Below are 15410 nucleotides of genomic sequence, written 5' to 3' on the forward strand. Positions count from 1 at the left end.
GGCGGGTGCGCTGGGCGCGGTGGCGCCGGGCCAGCTTGACGACTATTACGGCTTCTGGTCCTCGGGCCAGGCGGGCGAGCTGCGCATTCTGGGCATCCCCTCGATGCGCGAACTGATGCGCGTGCCGGTGTTCAACCGCTGCTCGGCTACCGGCTGGGGCCAGACCAACGAATCGCTGCGCATCCATGAGCGCACGATGACCGAGAAGACGAAAAAGCACCTCGCCGCCAACGGCAAGCGCATCCATGACCAGGGCGACCTGCACCATGTGCACATGTCCTTCACCGACGGCAAATACGACGGCCGCTTCCTGTTCATGAACGACAAGGCCAACACGCGGGTGGCCCGTGTGCGCTGCGACGTGATGAAATGCGATTCCATCCTCGAGGTGCCGAACGCCAAGGCCATCCACGGGCTGCGGCCGCAGAAATTCCCGAAATCGACCTATGTGTTCTGCAACGGCGAGGACGAGGCGCCGCTGATCAACGACGGCACCACGATGCAGGACACCTCGACCTATGTGAACGTGTTCTCGGCCATCGACGCCGAGAAATGGGAGGTGGCCTGGCAGGTGCTGGTCTCGGGCAACCTTGACAACTGCGATGCCGACTATGAGGGCAAATGGGCCTTCTCGACCTCCTACAACTCGGAAATGGGCATGACGCTGGCCGACATGACTGCGGCCGAGATGGACCATGTCGTGGTCTTCAACATCGCCGAGATCGAGAAGGCGATCGCCGAGGGCAAATACGAGGAGCATAACGGCGTCAAGGTCGTCGACGGGCGCAAGGACGCCAAGTCGCAGTTCACCCGCTATATCCCGATCGCCAACAACCCGCATGGCTGCAACATGGCGCCGGACAAGAAGCACCTGTGCATCGCCGGCAAGCTGTCGCCCACGGTGACGGTGATCGATGTCACCAAGTTCGACGCGCTCTTCAACGACGATGCCGATCCGCGCAGCGCCGTGGTGGCCGAGCCGGAACTGGGCCTGGGCCCGCTGCACACCGCCTTTGACGGGCGCGGCAACGCCTATACCTCGCTCTTCCTCGACAGCCAGGTGGTGAAGTGGAACATCGAGGACGCGATCAAGGCCTATGCCGGCGAAAAGATCGACCCGATCAAGGACAAGCTGGACGTGCATTACCAGCCCGGCCACCTGAAGACGATCATGGGCGAGACGCTGGACGCCAAGAACGACTGGCTGGTCTGCCTGTGCAAGTTCTCGAAGGACCGCTTCCTGAACGTCGGGCCGCTGAAGGCGGAAAACGACCAGCTGATCGACATCTCGGGCGACAGGATGGTGCTGGTCCATGACGGCCCGGCCTTTGCCGAGCCCCATGACGCCATCGGCGTCGATCCGGCGATCATGACCGGCATCAAGTCGGTGTGGGACCGCAACGACCCGATGTGGGCCGAGACCCGCAAGCAGGCCGAGGCCGACGGCATGAACATCGACGAATGGATCGACCAGGAAGGCGCCGTCATCCGCGACAAGGACGACCCGAAGAAGGTGCGCGTCTACATGTCCTCGATGGCGCCCAACTTCAGCGTCGAAAGCTTCACGGTGAACGAGGGCGACGAGGTCACGGTGATCATCACCAACCTCGACGAGGTGGACGACCTGACGCATGGCTTCACCATGGGCAACCACGGCGCCGCCATGGAAATCTCGCCGCAGATGACCGCCTCGATCACCTTCGTCGCCGCCAACCCGGGCGTCTACTGGTATTACTGCCAGTGGTTCTGCCACGCGCTGCACATGGAGATGCGCGGCCGCATGTTCGTCGAGCCGAAGGCGGCATGAGCATGCGCGCGCTGCCCCTGATCCTGGCGCTGCTCATGATCTCGCCCGCGCTTGCGGCCGAGCATGTGGTGGCGCCGGGCGCGGGCAGCCTGGCCAAGGCCGTCGCCGGGGCGCTTCCCGGCGACGTGCTGCACCTGCAGCCCGGCATCCATGCCGGCGCTGTGACCATCGATCGGCCCCTGACCGTCACCGGCCCGGTCGAGGCGGTGGTCGATGGCGGCGGCAAGGGCACGGTCATCACCATCACCGTGCCCGATGTCACGCTGCAGGGCTTTTCCGTCACCGGTTCGGGCATGATGAACAAGGACCTCGACGCCGGGGTGAAGATCCTCAAGGGTGCGGACCGGGCGCAGGTGCTGGGGCTTGAACTGCACGGCAACATGCACGGCATCGACGTGCATGGCGGCCATGACGCACGCGTGGTCGGCAACCGCATCACCGGCACGCGCAACCCGCACATGAACGAGCGCGGCAACGGCATCTATGTCTGGAACAGCCCCGGCACCCTGCTTGAGGGCAATTCGATCCGCTTTGGCCGCGACGGCATCTTTTCCAACACCAGCGCCGACAGCATCTATCGCGACAACCTGTTTCGCGACCTGCGCTTTGCCGTGCATTTCATGTATACGCGCAATACCGAGGTCTCGGGCAATGTCTCGATCGGCAATCACTTGGGCTTTGCCATCATGTTCTCGGACCGGGCGAAGATCCTCGACAACCAGAGCCTTGGCGACCGCGAACACGGCCTGATGCTGAACTATGCCAACAATGCCGATGTGCGCGGCAACCTGATCCGCGGCGGCACCAGGAAATGCCTGTTCATCTATAACGCCCACAAGAACCTGATCTGGGAAAACCGCTTCCAGGATTGCGGCATCGGCATCCATTTCACCGCCGGTTCAGAAAAGAACGTGCTGACCGACAACGCCTTCATCAACAATCGCGAGCAGGTGAAATACGTCGGCACCCGCCACATGGAATGGAGCCATGACGGGCGCGGCAATTTCTGGTCCGACCATCCGGGCTTCGACCTGAACGGCGACGGCATCGCCGATGGCGTCTATCGCCCCAACGACCTGATGGACCATATCCTGTGGTCGCAGCCGGCGGCGGCGCTTCTGACCGGGGCGCCGGCGGTGCAGCTGATCCGCTGGAGCCAGCAGAGCTTTCCCGCCACCCTGCCCGGCGGGGTGCGCGATTCCGCGCCGCTGATGCGGCCGTTGACGATTCCGGTGAAGGCCGAATACCTGCCCTTCGAGGCCGAGGCGGCCGGACGCTGGACCCAAGGAAGTTACGATGACCTCGACCCTGACGATCTCACGTCTCACTAAGCGCTTCGACACGGTCGAGGCGCTCAGCGACGTGTCGCTGGACCTGAGGCCCGGAATGCGCGCGGCGCTGCTGGGCCATAACGGCGCCGGCAAATCCACGATGATGAAGATCATCCTGGGCCTGATCCCCTTCGATTCCGGCAGCGTGTCGGTCTGCGGCGCCGCCACCGGCTCGGCCGCGGCGCGCGCCCAGGTCGCCTATCTGCCGGAAAACGCCGCCTTCCACCCGGCCCTGACCGGCGAGGAGCAGATCCGCCAATACCTGTCCCTGCGCGGCGAAAGCCCGTCGCGGGCCATGGATCTGCTGGCGCGGGTGGGTCTGGCCAAGGCCGCCAAGCGCCGCATCGGCACCTATTCCAAGGGCATGCGCCAGCGCGTGGGCCTGGCGCAGACGCTGATCGGCAAGCCGCGGCTGCTGGTCCTGGACGAGCCGACCTCGGGGCTGGACCCGGTGTCGCGCCGCGATTTCTATGAGCTGCTCGACGGGCTGGCGGCCGAGGGTGCGGCGATCCTTCTGTCCTCGCATGCGCTGACCGAGGTCGAGGCGCGCACCGACGCCATCCTGATCCTCTCTGGCGGCCGGCTGGTCGCCGAGGGCACGCTGCCCGAGCTGCGTGGCCGCGCCGCGCTGCCGGTGGCGCTGCAGGTCCATCCCGCCGCCGGCGCCGCGGATGCGCTGGCCCGCGCCCTGCCCGAGGCCGCCGCGGGCGCCGACGGCATCCTGCGGCTGGAATGCGCCCAGGAGCAGAAGCTGCCGCTGCTGGCGCGCATCACCGCGCTGGGGGCGCAGGTGGCCGATCTCGAGGTGATCCCGCCCAGCCTCGAGGCGATCTATACCCATTTCAGCCGGAGGGACGGGCAATGAGCCGCAGCCTAGCCATTGCCGGGGGTGAATTCCGCATCGCGCTGCGCAACCGCTGGGTGGTGATCGCCACGTTGATGATGGTGCTGTTCGCGCTGGTGCTGGCCGCGGCCGGTGCCGCGCCCACCGGCGACATCGGCGCCGACCGGCTGTCGGTCACCGTGGCCTCGCTGACCTCGCTTTCGGTCTATCTGGTGCCGCTGCTGGCGCTCTTGATGAGCTTTGACGCCATTGCCGGCGAGGTCGAGCGCGGCACCCTGCCCTTGCTGCTGACCTATCCGGTGTCGCGGTTGCAGATCCTTTTGGGCAAGCTTCTGGCGCAGCTGGCCATTCTGGCCCTGGCGGTGGGGCTGGGCTATGGCAGCGCGGCGCTGGCGGTGATCTGGACCGATCCCGCGGCGGTCAGCGGGTTGCCGGCGCTGTGGCGGCTGGTCTGGAGCTCGGTGCTGCTGGGGGCGACCTTCCTTGGTGCCGGCTATGCGCTGTCGGCCTTCTCGCGGCGGCCCTCGGGCGCGGCGGGGCTGGCGATCGGGCTGTGGCTGCTGCTGGTGGTGCTTTACGACCTGGGCCTGCTGGCGCTGATCGTCTCGGACGACGGCGGCACCTTCACCACCCGCATCCTGCCGCTGGCGCTGCTGGCCAATCCGGCGGACGCATTCCGCATGTTCAACCTGGCAGCCGCCGAGGCGGTGGCGGCGGCCGGCGGTGTCGGCGGTGCGGCAGCGGCGATCCCGCTCTGGCAATCGGCGGCCTCGATGCTCATATGGCCGGGAGTGACCGTTTTCCTGGCCTGGGCCGCTTTCCGCAAGGTGACGCCATGACAAGACCGTTCCGCCGCGCCCTGATCATCGCCGCCCTGCTGGCGCTGGCCGCCTGCCGGCAGGAGGTGGCGCAGGACATCGCCCCGCGCGAGATGAATGCCCAGACCCTGGGCCATTACTGCCAGATGAACCTGCTGGAACATCCGGGCCCCAAGGGTCAGGTGCATCTTGACGGCATGGAGGGCGCGCCGCTGTTTTTCAGCCAGGTGCGCGACGCCATCGCCTATGCCCGCGCCCCCGAACAGATGGCGCCGATCCTGGCCATCTATGTCAACGACATGGGCGCCGCCGGCGCCAGCTGGGACGAGCCGGGGCAGGGCAACTGGATCCCGGCCGACACGGCCTTCTATGTGATCGGCTCGGCGCGCGAGGGCGGCATGGGCGCCCCCGAGACCGTGCCCTTTTCCAGCCGCGACGCCGCCGAGGCCTTTGCCGGGCGCGAGGGCGGCGAGGTGCTGACCCTGGCCGAGATCCGTGACGACATGGTGCTGGCCCCGGTCGAGACCGGCGGCGCCGGCGCCGTCGAGGATGACAACGAATATCTGGGCCGGCTGCGTGCCCTGTCCCGCCCTGTCGGAGGTTGAAAGATGATTACCCGTCGCCGCCTGATCGCGATCGCCGCCGCCATGGCCACGCTGCCCGCCGCCGCCCGCGCAGATGCGCGCATGCCGGCGCGACTGTGGACCGGCCAGGCCATGGGCGCGCGCGCCTCGATCCGCATCGCCCATCCCGAGGCCGAGGTCATCGCCGGCCGGGTGCTGGCCGAGATCGACCGGCTCGAGAACATCCTCAGCCTTTACCGCGCCGACAGCGCGCTGGTGCGGCTGAACCGCGCCGGCCATCTGGAGGCGCCGCCTTTCGAGCTGCTGGAATGCCTGTCGCTGGCCGATGCCGCGCATCGCGCCAGCGCCGGGCGCTTTGACGCCACGGTGCAGCCGCTCTGGGCGCTCTGGGCAGAAAGCGCCGCAGCCGGCCGCCAGCCCACGACGGCCGAGATCGACCGCGCCCGCGCCCGCACCGGCTGGGACCGCGTGCGCCTGGACGCCACCCGCATCGAGATGGTGCCCGGCACGGCGCTGACGCTGAACGGCATCGGCCAGGGCTATGTCGCCGACCGCGTGGCGGCGCTGCTGGCGGCCGAGGGGCTGGGCGACATCCTGATCGACACCGGCGAGTTCCGCGCCCTTGGCGGCCAGCCGGACGGCCGCGCCTGGCAGGTGACGCTTTCGGCGGGCGGCTCGGTCGGGCTGAAAGGCCGGGCGCTGGCCACCTCGGCGCCGCTGGGCACGACCTTTGACCCGGCGGGGCAGGACGGCCATATCCTTGATCCGCGCACCGGCCGGCCCGCGGCCCGGCACTGGCGCGAGATCTCGGTCTCGGCGCCGACCGCGGCCGAGGCCGATGCACTCAGCACCGCCGCCTGCCTGACCGACGGGCCGCAGGCGCTGCGCCAGCTGATGGCCGCCTTTGCCGGCGCCACGCTCGAGGCCGCGACCGCGGCCTGAGCCGGGTTCAGCCCTCGGGATTGGCGATGCGTTCCAGCGCCGGGATGTCCAGCACCGTCAGGCGCTGACGGCCGCCGCGCACGAATCCCCGCCCCTCCCAGGCCGAAAGGATGCGCGAGACGGTGTGCAGCGTCGTGCCGGTCATCTCGGCGATGTCCTGGCGCGAGATCGGAAAGTCGATGCGGATGCCGTCATCCTCGGGCCGGCCGGCCTGCTGGATCATGCGCAGCACGGCATGGGCGACGCGCTGCTCGACATCCTGGGTGGACATCTCGCGCAGGCGGGTATGGGCCTCGTCGAGGCGCTGGCCGATCGACTGGATGGCGTTGACGGCAAGGCGCGGGTTGCCCTGCACCACCACGTCCCATTCGGCCATCGGCCAGGCGATCACCTCGCTTTCCACCGCCGCGCGCGAGGTACCGGGATAGTCCGGCCGCGACAGCACCCGGGCAAAGCCGAACAGATCGCCCGGATAGACCACGCGCACCATCAGCTGCTGACCGTCCTCGGTGACCTGGGTGACCTTCAGCCGGCCCTCGACCAGCAGAAAGAAGCTGTGCGCGCTCTCGCCCTGCTGGAACACCGTCTCGCCGGCGGCCAGGCGACGCAGCGCCGCCCGCGCCATCAGCCGCGCCAGGGCGGTTTCCTCGAGTTCGTCGAACAGCGGAAACTGCCGCAGGATGTCGATGTCGATGCCCATGAGCTGGTCCGGGGGGCCCCTTGCACGCTGCCTTGCACCGGCAATGCCAGAGTTTTGCTGCAGGCGAAAGGTGCCATGGCCCGATTCCGGCCCGGTGTCCCAAACCGCGCCCGCATGCCAAAAAGCTTTCCTTTTGCCTTGTTTTCCTGTATGGGCCGCGCATCTGCGACGTGACGCCATGCCCCGTGGCACATGCAAAGGATCAGGGGCGGGCGGTAATGGGGCCGCCATATGACACGGGACGCGACCGGAGGGCCGGCGCGCCGCCAGAGGAAACCAGATGTTTGATGAAGTGAAGAAATCCATCCAGTGGGGCCAGGAAACGCTCACGCTGGAGACGGGCAGGGTTGCCCGTCAGGCCGATGGCTCGGTGATCGCCACCCTGGGCGAGACCAGCGTCATGGCCAACGTCACTTTCGCCAAGGAACCGAAGCCGGGGCAGGACTTCTTCCCGCTGACGGTCCACTACCAGGAAAAATACTATGCCGCCGGCAAGGTGCCGGGCGGTTTCTTCAAGCGCGAGGCGCGCCCGACCGAAAAGGAGACGCTGACCGCGCGCCTGATCGACCGGCCCTGCCGCCCGCTGTTCGCTCCGGGCTTCAAGCATGAAGTGCTGGTGATGTGCACCGTGCTGTCGCATGATCTGGTCAACGATCCCGACATCGTCGCCATGATCGCGGCCTCGGCGGCGCTGACCCTGTCGGGCGTGCCCTTCATGGGTCCGATCGGCGCGGCGCGCGTCGGCTTTGCCAATGGCGAATATGTCCTGAACCCGGAAGTCGCGGACATGGACAACCTGCGCGGCAACCCCGAACAGCGTCTGGATCTGGTCGTCGCCGGCACCAAGGACGCGGTGATGATGGTCGAATCGGAAGCCTATGAGCTGTCCGAGGACGAGATGCTGGGCGCGGTGAAATTCGGCCATGAGGCGATGCAGCCGGTGATCGACCTGATCATCGATCTGGCCGAGGCCGCGGCGAAAGAGCCCTTCGATTTCCGCTCGCCCGACTATTCCGCGCTTTACTTCCGCGTGAAGGATCTGGGCGAGGCGCAGATGCGCGCCGCTTACGCGATCAAGGACAAGGCCGAGCGTCAGGACGCCGTGGCCGCCGCCAAGGCCGCGATCAAGCAGGGCCTGAACGACGAGGAACTGGCCGACGCCAATCTGGGCTCGGCGCTGAAGAAGCTGGAATCGGGCATCCTGCGCGGTGACATCATCAACGGCGGCGCCCGCATCGACGGCCGCGACACCAAGACCGTGCGCGCCATCGACAGCGAAGTGGGCTTCCTGCCGCGCACGCATGGCTCGTCGCTGTTCACCCGCGGCGAGACGCAGGCGCTGGTCGTGACCACGCTGGGCACTGGCGATGACGAACAGATCATCGACGCGCTGCACGGCAATTTCCGCAGCAATTTCCTGCTGCATTACAACTTCCCGCCCTATTCCGTGGGCGAGGTCGGCCGCGTCGGTTCCCCCGGCCGGCGTGAAATCGGCCATGGCAAGCTGGCCTGGCGCGCGCTGCAGGCGGTGCTGCCGGCGCCGACCGATTTTCCCTATACCATCCGCGTCGTCTCCGAGATCACCGAATCGAACGGCTCCTCGTCCATGGCTTCGGTCTGCGGCGGGTCGCTGTCGATGATGGATGCGGGCGTGCCGCTGAAGGCGCCGGTCGCCGGCGTCGCCATGGGCCTGATCCTGGAGGATGACGGCCGCTATGCGGTGCTGACCGACATCCTCGGCGACGAGGATCACCTCGGCGACATGGACTTCAAGGTGGCCGGGACCGAAAACGGCATCACCTCGCTGCAGATGGACATCAAGGTTGCGGGCATCACGCCGGCGATCATGGAGCAGGCGCTGTCGCAGGCAAAAGACGGCCGCATGCACATCCTGGGCGAGATGGCCAAGGCCCTGACCGAAGGCCGGCGCGAGTTCTCGGCCCACGCGCCCCGCATCGAGACCATGACCATCCCCACCGACAAGATCCGCGAAGTGATCGGCTCGGGCGGCAAGGTCATCCGAGAGATCGTGGAAACCTCGGGCGCCAAGGTCGACATCAACGACGACGGCACCATCAAGATCGCCTCGGCCAATGCCGATTCGATCAGGAAGGCCCATGACATGATCTATTCGATCGTGGCAGAGCCCGAAGAGGGCAAGATCTATACCGGCAAGGTGGTGAAGCTGGTCGATTTCGGCGCCTTCGTGAACTTCTTCGGCAAGCGCGACGGTCTGGTGCATGTGTCCCAGATTTCGGGCAAGCGCCTGAACCACCCCAATGAGGTGCTGAAGGAGGGCCAGGAGGTGAAGGTCAAGCTGCTGGGCTTTGACGATCGCGGCAAGGTGCGCCTTGGCATGAAGATGGTCGACCAGGAGACCGGCGCGGAGATCGCCCCCGAAAGGAAAGAGGACGCGCAGGCCGAATGATCGGCCACGCGACCCGAAACAGCGAAAGCCCCGGCAGTGCCGGGGCTTTTTTCTGGCCGGTCCCATCCTGGCCGGCCCCATATCGGCCGGCGGTCCGGCCCGGGGCCTAGCCGCGGCCGGGGGCGCGGGCGTAGCGCAGATAGGGCAGCTGCTTGTCAAGCGCGCCAAAGCGGGCCTCGGCCGCGGCATCGTCCAGCGCGGTCGAGACGATCACATCCTCGCCCGGTTCCCAGTTCGCCGGGGTGGCCAGCGGCACGCCGTCGGTCGCCTGCACTGCGTCCAGCGCCCGCAGGATCTCGGCGAAATTGCGGCCGACCGACATCGGATAGGTCATGGTCAGGCGCACCTTCTTGTCCGGCCCGATGATGAAGACCGTGCGCACGGTGGCGGAATGCGCCGGGGTGCGGCCCTCGGCCGGCAGGTAGAACTCGGCCGGCAGCATGTCATAGGCCTTGGCGACGGTCAGCGAGGTATCGTCGATGATGGCGAAATTCGCCGGCACACCCGCCACCTGCTCGATGTCGCGTTTCCATTTCGTGTGGTCGTCCACCGAATCGACCGACACGCCCATGACCTTGGTGCCGCGCTGCTCGAACTCGGGGGCAAGGCGGGCGACGGCGCCGAACTCGGTGGTGCAGACCGGGGTAAAGTCGCGCGGATGCGAAAACAGCACGGCATAGCTGTCCCCGACCCAATCGTGAAAGCTGATCTGGCCGTCCGTCGAATCGGCGGTGAAATCCGGGGCGGTGTCGTTGATGCGCAAGGCCATCCTGGGTCCTTTCCTTCTGGCGTTCGGGCTCAACATAGTCACGCCGGCCGGCTTGTCCAACCCGACCCGGCCCGGCCCGCGCTTGCGGCGCGGCGCCCGGGGTGCCAGTCTGACGCCAGATGCAGCAGGAGAGGGGCGAAGATGACCGGTCTGGTGGACAAGCGGAATTTCTACATCGGCGGCGCCTGGGTCAGCCCGCGTGCGCCGCGCGATCTCGAGGTGATCGACCCCTCGACCGAAGAGCCGGTGGCGGTGATCTCGCTCGGGGACCAGGCCGATACCGATGCCGCGGTGGCGGCGGCGCGGGCGGCCTTTCCCGCCTGGTCGCAGACCGATCCCGAGACGCGCCTGGGCCATGTCGAGCGCATCCTCGACATCTATCGCCGCCGCGCCACGGCCATGGCCGGGGCGATCAGCGCCGAGATGGGCGCGCCGCAGGACATGGCGCTGAACGACCAGACCGAGGCCGGCAGCTATCACATCGAGACTTTCATCGAGGTGTTTCGCGATTTCCGCTTCCTGCGCCCGCTTGGCCCGCATGCGCCGACCAGCATGGTGGCCTGGGAGCCGGTGGGCGTCGTCGGCCTGATCACCCCCTGGAACTGGCCGATGAACCAGGTGACGCTGAAGGTGATCCCGGCGCTGCTGGCCGGCAATACCGTGGTGCTGAAACCCAGCGAGATCGCGCCGCTGTCCTCGATGGTCTTTGCCGGCATCGTCGACGAGGCCGGGCTGCCGCCGGGGGTGTTCAACCTGGTGAACGGCGACGGGCCGGGGGTCGGCACGCAGCTTTCCACCCATCCCGACGTGGAGATGATCAGCTTTACCGGCTCGACCCGGGCCGGCATCGCCATCACCCGGGCGGCGGCGGCAAGCCTCAAGAAGGTGGCGTTGGAACTGGGCGGCAAGGGCGCGAACCTGATCTTTGCCGATGCCGACGAAAAGGCGGTGGCGCGCGGGGCGCGGCATTGCTTCTACAACAGCGGCCAGTCCTGCAACGCGCCCACGCGCATGCTGGTCGAGCGGTCCTTCTATGAAACCGCGGTCGAGCAGGCCCGCCAGGTGGCCGAGGCGACCGAGGTGGCCAGCGCCCACCAGCCCGGCCGCCACATCGGCCCGGTGGTCAGCAAGCAGCAATGGGACCGCATCCAGGACCTGATCCAGCAGGGCATCGACGAGGGTGCGCGCCTGGTCGCCGGCGGCCCCGGCCTGCCCGAAGGGGTGAACCGCGGCTATTTCGTGCGCCCGACGGTCTTTGCCGATGTCAGCAACGACATGGCCATCGCCCGGCAGGAGATCTTTGGCCCGGTCCTGTCGATCATCCCCTTCGACAGCGAGGCCGAGGCCGTCGCCATTGCCAATGACACCATCTACGGGCTGACGAATTATGTGCAGACCGGCGATCCCGCGCGCGCGCGGCGGCTGGCGCGGCAGCTGCGCGCCGGCATGGTCGAGATGAACGGCATCGGCCGCGGCCGCGGCTCGGCCTTTGGCGGCATCAAGGCCTCGGGCCGGGCGCGCGAGGGCGGCGTCATGGGGCTCGAGGAGTTCATGGACAGCAAGCAGATCAGCGGCTGGCAGGACGAATCCTGATGCCTGCCATCCTGATCACCGGCGCCGGCAGCGGCATCGGCCGCCTCACCGCCCGGCGCTTTCTGGGCGCCGGCTGGCAGGTCGGGCTGATCGGCCGGCGCGAGGCGATGCTGGCCGAGACCGCCGCCGGCCATGGCGCAGCCCTGGTCCTGCCCTGCGATGTCACCGACGAGGCGGCGGTCGATGCCGCCTTCCAGCGCGCCGTGGCCGCCTGGGACCGGCTGGACGTGCTGTTCAACAATGCCGGCGCGCTGCTGATCTCGCGCCTGATCGACGAGATCTCGTGGCAGGAATGGCGCGGCCTGGCCGCGGTGAACATCGACGGCATGTTCCTGTGCGCCCGCGCCGCCTTTCGCCAGATGCGCCGCCAGGACCCGCAGGGCGGGCGGATCATCAACAACGGCTCGATCTCGGCCATGGCGCCGCGGCCGGGATCGGTGGCCTATACGGTGTCCAAACACGCGGTCACCGGGCTGACGCGCTCGCTGGCGCTGGACGGGCGGCCCTTCGACATCGCCTGCGGCCAGATCGACATCGGCAATGCCGCCACCGAGATGGCCGAAGCCATGGCGAAAGGCGTGCCGCAGGCCGATGGCTCGGTCCGGGCCGAGCCGGTGATGGACGCGGCGCAGGTCGCGGATGCGGTGCTGCACATGGCCAGCCTGCCCAGAGGCGCCAATATCCTGCAGATGACGGTGATGGCGACCAACATGCCCTTTGTCGGCCGCGGCTGAGCCGCGCCGCTCAGCCGTCGGCGCGCAGGTCCGCCCAGTCGCGGTGGCGGTCGAACTGCGCCCGCACATAGCTGCAGGCCGGCACGATCAGCACCCCGCGGCGGCGGGCATCGGCGACCAGCCGGTTCACCAGCGCTGCGGCCACACCCTTGCCACGCATGGAATCCGGCACATAGGTATGGTCGGCGATGATGATGCCCGGCCCGCCGGTGCGCCAGGTCAGTTCGGCATCGCCCGAAATGCCGGGCAGGCTGACGACATAGCGCCCGGTATTGCCATAGTCCTCGTGGGAAACCTGGGGAATGGTCTGGATCATTGCGTCCTCATGCTGGCTTGCAAGGCCAACGCATGGAACCGGCCCGGGGGTTCAGCCCGGACCGGGGGCGACGCTGCGGCGCAGGCACTTGGCCGGGTGCCGCGGATCAGGCGCGTTCGGAATATTCGAACAGTTCGGTATTGACCACGATCGCCTCCTCGGCGCCGACGAAGGGCGGGATCATGATGCGCAGCCCGTTGTCGAGGATCGCCGGCTTGAAGCTTTTCGCCGCGGTCTGGCCGTTCAGCACCGGCTCGGTCTCGACCACGGTGCAGACCACCTTCTGCGGGATGCGCACCGACAGCGCCTCGTCGCCGTGATATTCGACCGCGGCCTTCATGCCGTCTTGCAGGAAGGGGCGGCGCTCGCCCAGCAGGTCGGCGTCCAGTTCCGTCTGCTCGAAGGTCTGGCTGTCCATGAACACCAGCTTGCCATCGGTCTCGTAAAGGAATTGCTGGTCGCGGGTTTCCAGCTGCACCTGCTCGACCTTGTCCTCGGAGCGGAAGCGCTCGTTCAGCTTGCGGCCGTCGCGCAGGTTTTTCATCTCGACCTGGGCGAATGCGCCGCCCTTGCCGGGCTTGACATGGTTGACCTTGACCGCCGCCCACAGGCCGCCGTCATGTTCCAGCACATGGCCGGGCTTGATTTCATTGCCATTGATCTTGGCCATTCGCGTCTGCCTTGAATGATCTGGAAAGGGGATCCCTGGCGGTTCGCACGGGTTGAACCGGGGTGATGCGCCCCTATATCCAGTGCTGGTCCCCGAAGCAACAGAAAGCCGGCCCGCGCATTGTCAAGGGGATGTGACGTTATGCGCGTTCGATGATTTTCTTGGCTTTATCGGGGGATTTGTGTATTTGCCGGGGTTTGCAGCCAGTGCATGGCGGTCATGCGTCAGGTGGCATACCGAATCGGGCCACGGATCGGCTATCCGGGGACGTGCAGCCAATATGGGCAGGCATGAGGTGGCGGACCGGCTTGTGCAAAGGTGGTCGGCGGCTCAGGACAGACAGGATACTCAGGATGCGCGATTTCGTGGATGGCTCGGCTTTCAATTTCGAACAGGGACAGCGGGCGCGCAAGCTTTTTGCCGCCGTGGTTCTGGCTGCGCTGGATGACGCGATCGCCGATGACAAGAAATACGGCAACGGCCCTGACCAGATCGCGCGCTGGGCGCGTTCGCGCGACGGGCGCGAGGTGCTGTCCTGCGCCGGCATCGACCCCAATGAGCGGGTGGTGAAGGGGCTGATGGAATTCGTCTCGAAGGGCGTGCGCACCTCGGTGGCACTGTCGCGCGAGGAAAGCGAACGCCGCCAGGCCGCCGAAGAGGCCGAGGCGGCCTGACCCCGGCGCCGCATGGCAGCTGACGGGCCGCCCCGCGGGGCGGCCTTTTGCATTACTGGAACAGATGCATGGCCAGGGGTGCGATGATGGCGGTCAGCACCGCGTTCAGCCCCATGCCGATGCCGGCAAAGGCGCCGGCGGTCTCGTTGACCTGAAAGGCGCGGGCGGTGCCGATGCCATGCGCGGCCACACCCAGCGAAAAGCCGCGTGCCCGCCAGTCGCGGATCTTCAGCGCGTTCAGCAGCGGCGTGGCGATCATCGCGCCGAAAATGCCGGTCAGCAGCACCAGTACCGCGGTGATCGTCGGCGCGCCGCCCATGCGCTCGGATATGCCGATGGCCACCGGCGCGGTGGTGGATTTCGGCGCGAGGCTGGCCATCATCAGATCCGACAGGCCGAAGGCCCTCGCGATGGCCAGCGCCGAGACCACCGCCGTCACCGATCCCGCCAGCAGCGCCGCAAGCAGCGGCAGCGCCGCCTGCCGCACCCGGCGCAGATTGTCGTAAAGCGGCATCCCCAGCGCCACCGTCGCCGGGCCCAGCATGAAATGCACGAATTGCGCGCCCTGGAAATAGGTGCGGTAATCCGTGCCCGTCGCCCAGAGCAGCAGCGCCAGCAGGATCACCGCGCTCAGCACCGGATTGGCCCAGCTCTGCCGGTCCATGCGCAAAAAAAAGCCCAGGCCCAGCTGATAGGCGATCAGCGTCGCGGTCAGCCACAGCAGCGGGCCCTCGGCCAGATAGCTCCAGATCAGCGCGGCACTGTTCACTTTTCCTCCTTGCCAGTCCATTTCGCCACGAGGACGAAGGCGATGGCGCCGGCGGCGATGGCCAGCGCAGTCGAGACGGTCAGCGCCAGCGCGATGGCCAGGCCGTTGTCGCGAAACTGCGCCATATGCGCCACCACGCCCACGCCAGCCGGCACGAAGAACAGCGACAGATTGGCCAGAAGTCCGGTCACCACCGGCCGCAGCAGCTCCGACAGCCGCGGGACCAGGCTGCAGCTGGCGACCAGCAGCAGCATGCCCAGCACCGGGCCGGGCAGCGGCAGGTCCAGACCGCGGGTGGCGATCTCGCCCGCAAGCTGAAAGGACAGAAGGATGGCAAGGGCGGGTATCATGGTGCGCAGCTTAGCATCACATATCCTTGGTGTGTAAACCTCAAATATGGGGGTTTATGGCCAAATCACGGCCAGATATGG

General features: G+C 67.3%; 16 protein-coding genes. 10 read left to right on the forward strand and 6 right to left on the reverse strand.

From position 1 onward, the window contains the following. The 6 genes from nosZ to WMK75_RS05590 form a co-directional block, all read left to right on the forward strand. Positions 1-1807, forward strand: a 1807-nt coding sequence (gene nosZ / locus WMK75_RS05565) for a TAT-dependent nitrous-oxide reductase (protein ID WP_347266671.1), incomplete at its 5' end; no start/stop codon positions are given. Positions 1808-1809: 2 nt separating this feature from the next. Next, the gene (locus tag WMK75_RS05570) at positions 1810-3138 is read left to right on the forward strand and encodes a nitrous oxide reductase family maturation protein NosD (RefSeq protein ID WP_347266672.1); all 1329 of its coding nucleotides are present in this window, start codon (positions 1810-1812) and stop codon (positions 3136-3138) included. After that, entirely contained in the window at positions 3104-4003 is a 900-nt protein-coding gene (locus WMK75_RS05575; RefSeq protein WP_347266673.1) for an ABC transporter ATP-binding protein, read from the forward strand. Before WMK75_RS05570 ends, WMK75_RS05575 begins: the two co-directional genes overlap by 35 nt. Continuing rightward, complete coding sequence (locus WMK75_RS05580) at positions 4000-4821, forward strand: ABC transporter permease subunit (protein ID WP_347266674.1); 822 nt, start codon at positions 4000-4002, stop codon at positions 4819-4821. Before WMK75_RS05575 ends, WMK75_RS05580 begins: the two co-directional genes overlap by 4 nt. After that, on the forward strand, positions 4818-5405 hold the full coding sequence (locus WMK75_RS05585; RefSeq protein ID WP_347266675.1) for a nitrous oxide reductase accessory protein NosL: 588 nt from the start codon (positions 4818-4820) through the stop codon (positions 5403-5405). The genes WMK75_RS05580 and WMK75_RS05585 overlap by 4 nt, the downstream gene beginning before the upstream one ends. Before the next feature lie 3 nt (positions 5406-5408). Continuing rightward, positions 5409-6326, forward strand: coding sequence for an FAD:protein FMN transferase (locus WMK75_RS05590; protein ID WP_347266676.1), 918 nt, complete (start codon positions 5409-5411; stop codon positions 6324-6326). Between the two features lie 7 nt (positions 6327-6333). On the opposite strand, the gene WMK75_RS05595 is transcribed toward WMK75_RS05590, so the two are convergent. Then, positions 6334-7026 carry a Crp/Fnr family transcriptional regulator gene (locus tag WMK75_RS05595; RefSeq protein ID WP_347266677.1) on the reverse strand — a complete coding sequence of 231 codons (693 nt, stop codon included), beginning with the start codon at positions 7024-7026 and terminating at the stop codon, positions 6334-6336. 280 nt (positions 7027-7306) lie between these two features. On the opposite strand from WMK75_RS05595, the gene pnp reads away from it, so the two are divergent. Beyond that, positions 7307-9454, forward strand: a complete 2148-nt coding sequence (gene pnp / locus WMK75_RS05600) for a polyribonucleotide nucleotidyltransferase (protein ID WP_347266678.1) — start codon at positions 7307-7309, stop codon at positions 9452-9454. 106 nt (positions 9455-9560) lie between these two features. Here the strand turns inward: pnp and WMK75_RS05605 are convergent, their stop codons facing one another. Then, the gene (locus tag WMK75_RS05605; RefSeq protein WP_347266679.1) at positions 9561-10223 is read right to left on the reverse strand and encodes a peroxiredoxin; all 663 of its coding nucleotides are present in this window, start codon (positions 10221-10223) and stop codon (positions 9561-9563) included. A gap of 150 nt (positions 10224-10373) precedes the next feature. Between WMK75_RS05605 and WMK75_RS05610 the strand changes: the two genes are divergently transcribed. Then, positions 10374-11816 (forward strand): aldehyde dehydrogenase family protein, encoded by a 1443-nt coding sequence (locus tag WMK75_RS05610; protein WP_347266741.1) that lies wholly within the window; start codon positions 10374-10376, stop codon positions 11814-11816. After that, on the forward strand, positions 11816-12550 hold the full coding sequence (locus WMK75_RS05615) for an SDR family oxidoreductase (protein ID WP_347266680.1): 735 nt from the start codon (positions 11816-11818) through the stop codon (positions 12548-12550). The genes WMK75_RS05610 and WMK75_RS05615 overlap by 1 nt, the downstream gene beginning before the upstream one ends. Before the next feature lie 10 nt (positions 12551-12560). Here the strand turns inward: WMK75_RS05615 and WMK75_RS05620 are convergent, their stop codons facing one another. Further along, a complete protein-coding gene (locus WMK75_RS05620) occupies positions 12561-12866 on the reverse strand; it encodes a GNAT family N-acetyltransferase (protein ID WP_347266681.1) in 306 nt (101 codons plus the stop codon). Between the two features lie 106 nt (positions 12867-12972). After that, the gene (efp, locus tag WMK75_RS05625) at positions 12973-13536 is read right to left on the reverse strand and encodes an elongation factor P (RefSeq protein ID WP_347266682.1); all 564 of its coding nucleotides are present in this window, start codon (positions 13534-13536) and stop codon (positions 12973-12975) included. Positions 13537-13889: 353 nt separating this feature from the next. Here efp and WMK75_RS05630 point away from each other — a divergent pair, with 353 nt between their 5' ends. Then, positions 13890-14210 (forward strand): DUF6280 family protein, encoded by a 321-nt coding sequence (locus WMK75_RS05630; RefSeq protein ID WP_347266683.1) that lies wholly within the window; start codon positions 13890-13892, stop codon positions 14208-14210. A gap of 52 nt (positions 14211-14262) precedes the next feature. On the opposite strand, the gene WMK75_RS05635 is transcribed toward WMK75_RS05630, so the two are convergent. Together WMK75_RS05635 and WMK75_RS05640 are read right to left on the reverse strand one after the other, a co-directional pair. Then, a complete protein-coding gene (locus WMK75_RS05635) occupies positions 14263-14979 on the reverse strand; it encodes an LrgB family protein (RefSeq protein WP_347266684.1) in 717 nt (238 codons plus the stop codon). Further along, positions 14976-15329 (reverse strand): CidA/LrgA family protein, encoded by a 354-nt coding sequence (locus WMK75_RS05640; protein ID WP_347266685.1) that lies wholly within the window; start codon positions 15327-15329, stop codon positions 14976-14978. Before WMK75_RS05640 ends, WMK75_RS05635 begins: the two co-directional genes overlap by 4 nt. Positions 15330-15410 lie beyond the last annotated feature (81 nt).

It is taken from the genome of Paracoccus sp. (in: a-proteobacteria), assembly GCF_039808215.1.
Taxonomy (GTDB): Bacteria; Pseudomonadota; Alphaproteobacteria; order Rhodobacterales; family Rhodobacteraceae; genus Paracoccus.

Excerpts from the sequence above, each read along its gene's own strand:
- WMK75_RS05570 (WP_347266672.1), top strand. The coding sequence starts at position 1,810 with ATGCGCGCGCTGCCCCTGATCCTGGCGCTGCTCATGATCTCGCCCGCG.
- WMK75_RS05575 (WP_347266673.1), top strand. The coding sequence starts at position 3,104 with ATGACCTCGACCCTGACGATCTCACGTCTCACTAAGCGCTTCGACACG.
- WMK75_RS05580 (WP_347266674.1), top strand. The coding sequence starts at position 4,000 with ATGAGCCGCAGCCTAGCCATTGCCGGGGGTGAATTCCGCATCGCGCTG.
- WMK75_RS05585 (WP_347266675.1), top strand. The coding sequence starts at position 4,818 with ATGACAAGACCGTTCCGCCGCGCCCTGATCATCGCCGCCCTGCTGGCG.
- WMK75_RS05590 (WP_347266676.1), top strand. The coding sequence starts at position 5,409 with ATGATTACCCGTCGCCGCCTGATCGCGATCGCCGCCGCCATGGCCACG.
- WMK75_RS05595 (WP_347266677.1), bottom strand. The coding sequence starts at position 7,026 with ATGGGCATCGACATCGACATCCTGCGGCAGTTTCCGCTGTTCGACGAA.
- pnp (WP_347266678.1), top strand. The coding sequence starts at position 7,307 with ATGTTTGATGAAGTGAAGAAATCCATCCAGTGGGGCCAGGAAACGCTC.
- WMK75_RS05605 (WP_347266679.1), bottom strand. The coding sequence starts at position 10,223 with ATGGCCTTGCGCATCAACGACACCGCCCCGGATTTCACCGCCGATTCG.
- WMK75_RS05615 (WP_347266680.1), top strand. The coding sequence starts at position 11,816 with ATGCCTGCCATCCTGATCACCGGCGCCGGCAGCGGCATCGGCCGCCTC.
- WMK75_RS05620 (WP_347266681.1), bottom strand. The coding sequence starts at position 12,866 with ATGATCCAGACCATTCCCCAGGTTTCCCACGAGGACTATGGCAATACC.
- efp (WP_347266682.1), bottom strand. The coding sequence starts at position 13,536 with ATGGCCAAGATCAATGGCAATGAAATCAAGCCCGGCCATGTGCTGGAA.
- WMK75_RS05630 (WP_347266683.1), top strand. The coding sequence starts at position 13,890 with ATGCGCGATTTCGTGGATGGCTCGGCTTTCAATTTCGAACAGGGACAG.
- WMK75_RS05640 (WP_347266685.1), bottom strand. The coding sequence starts at position 15,329 with ATGATACCCGCCCTTGCCATCCTTCTGTCCTTTCAGCTTGCGGGCGAG.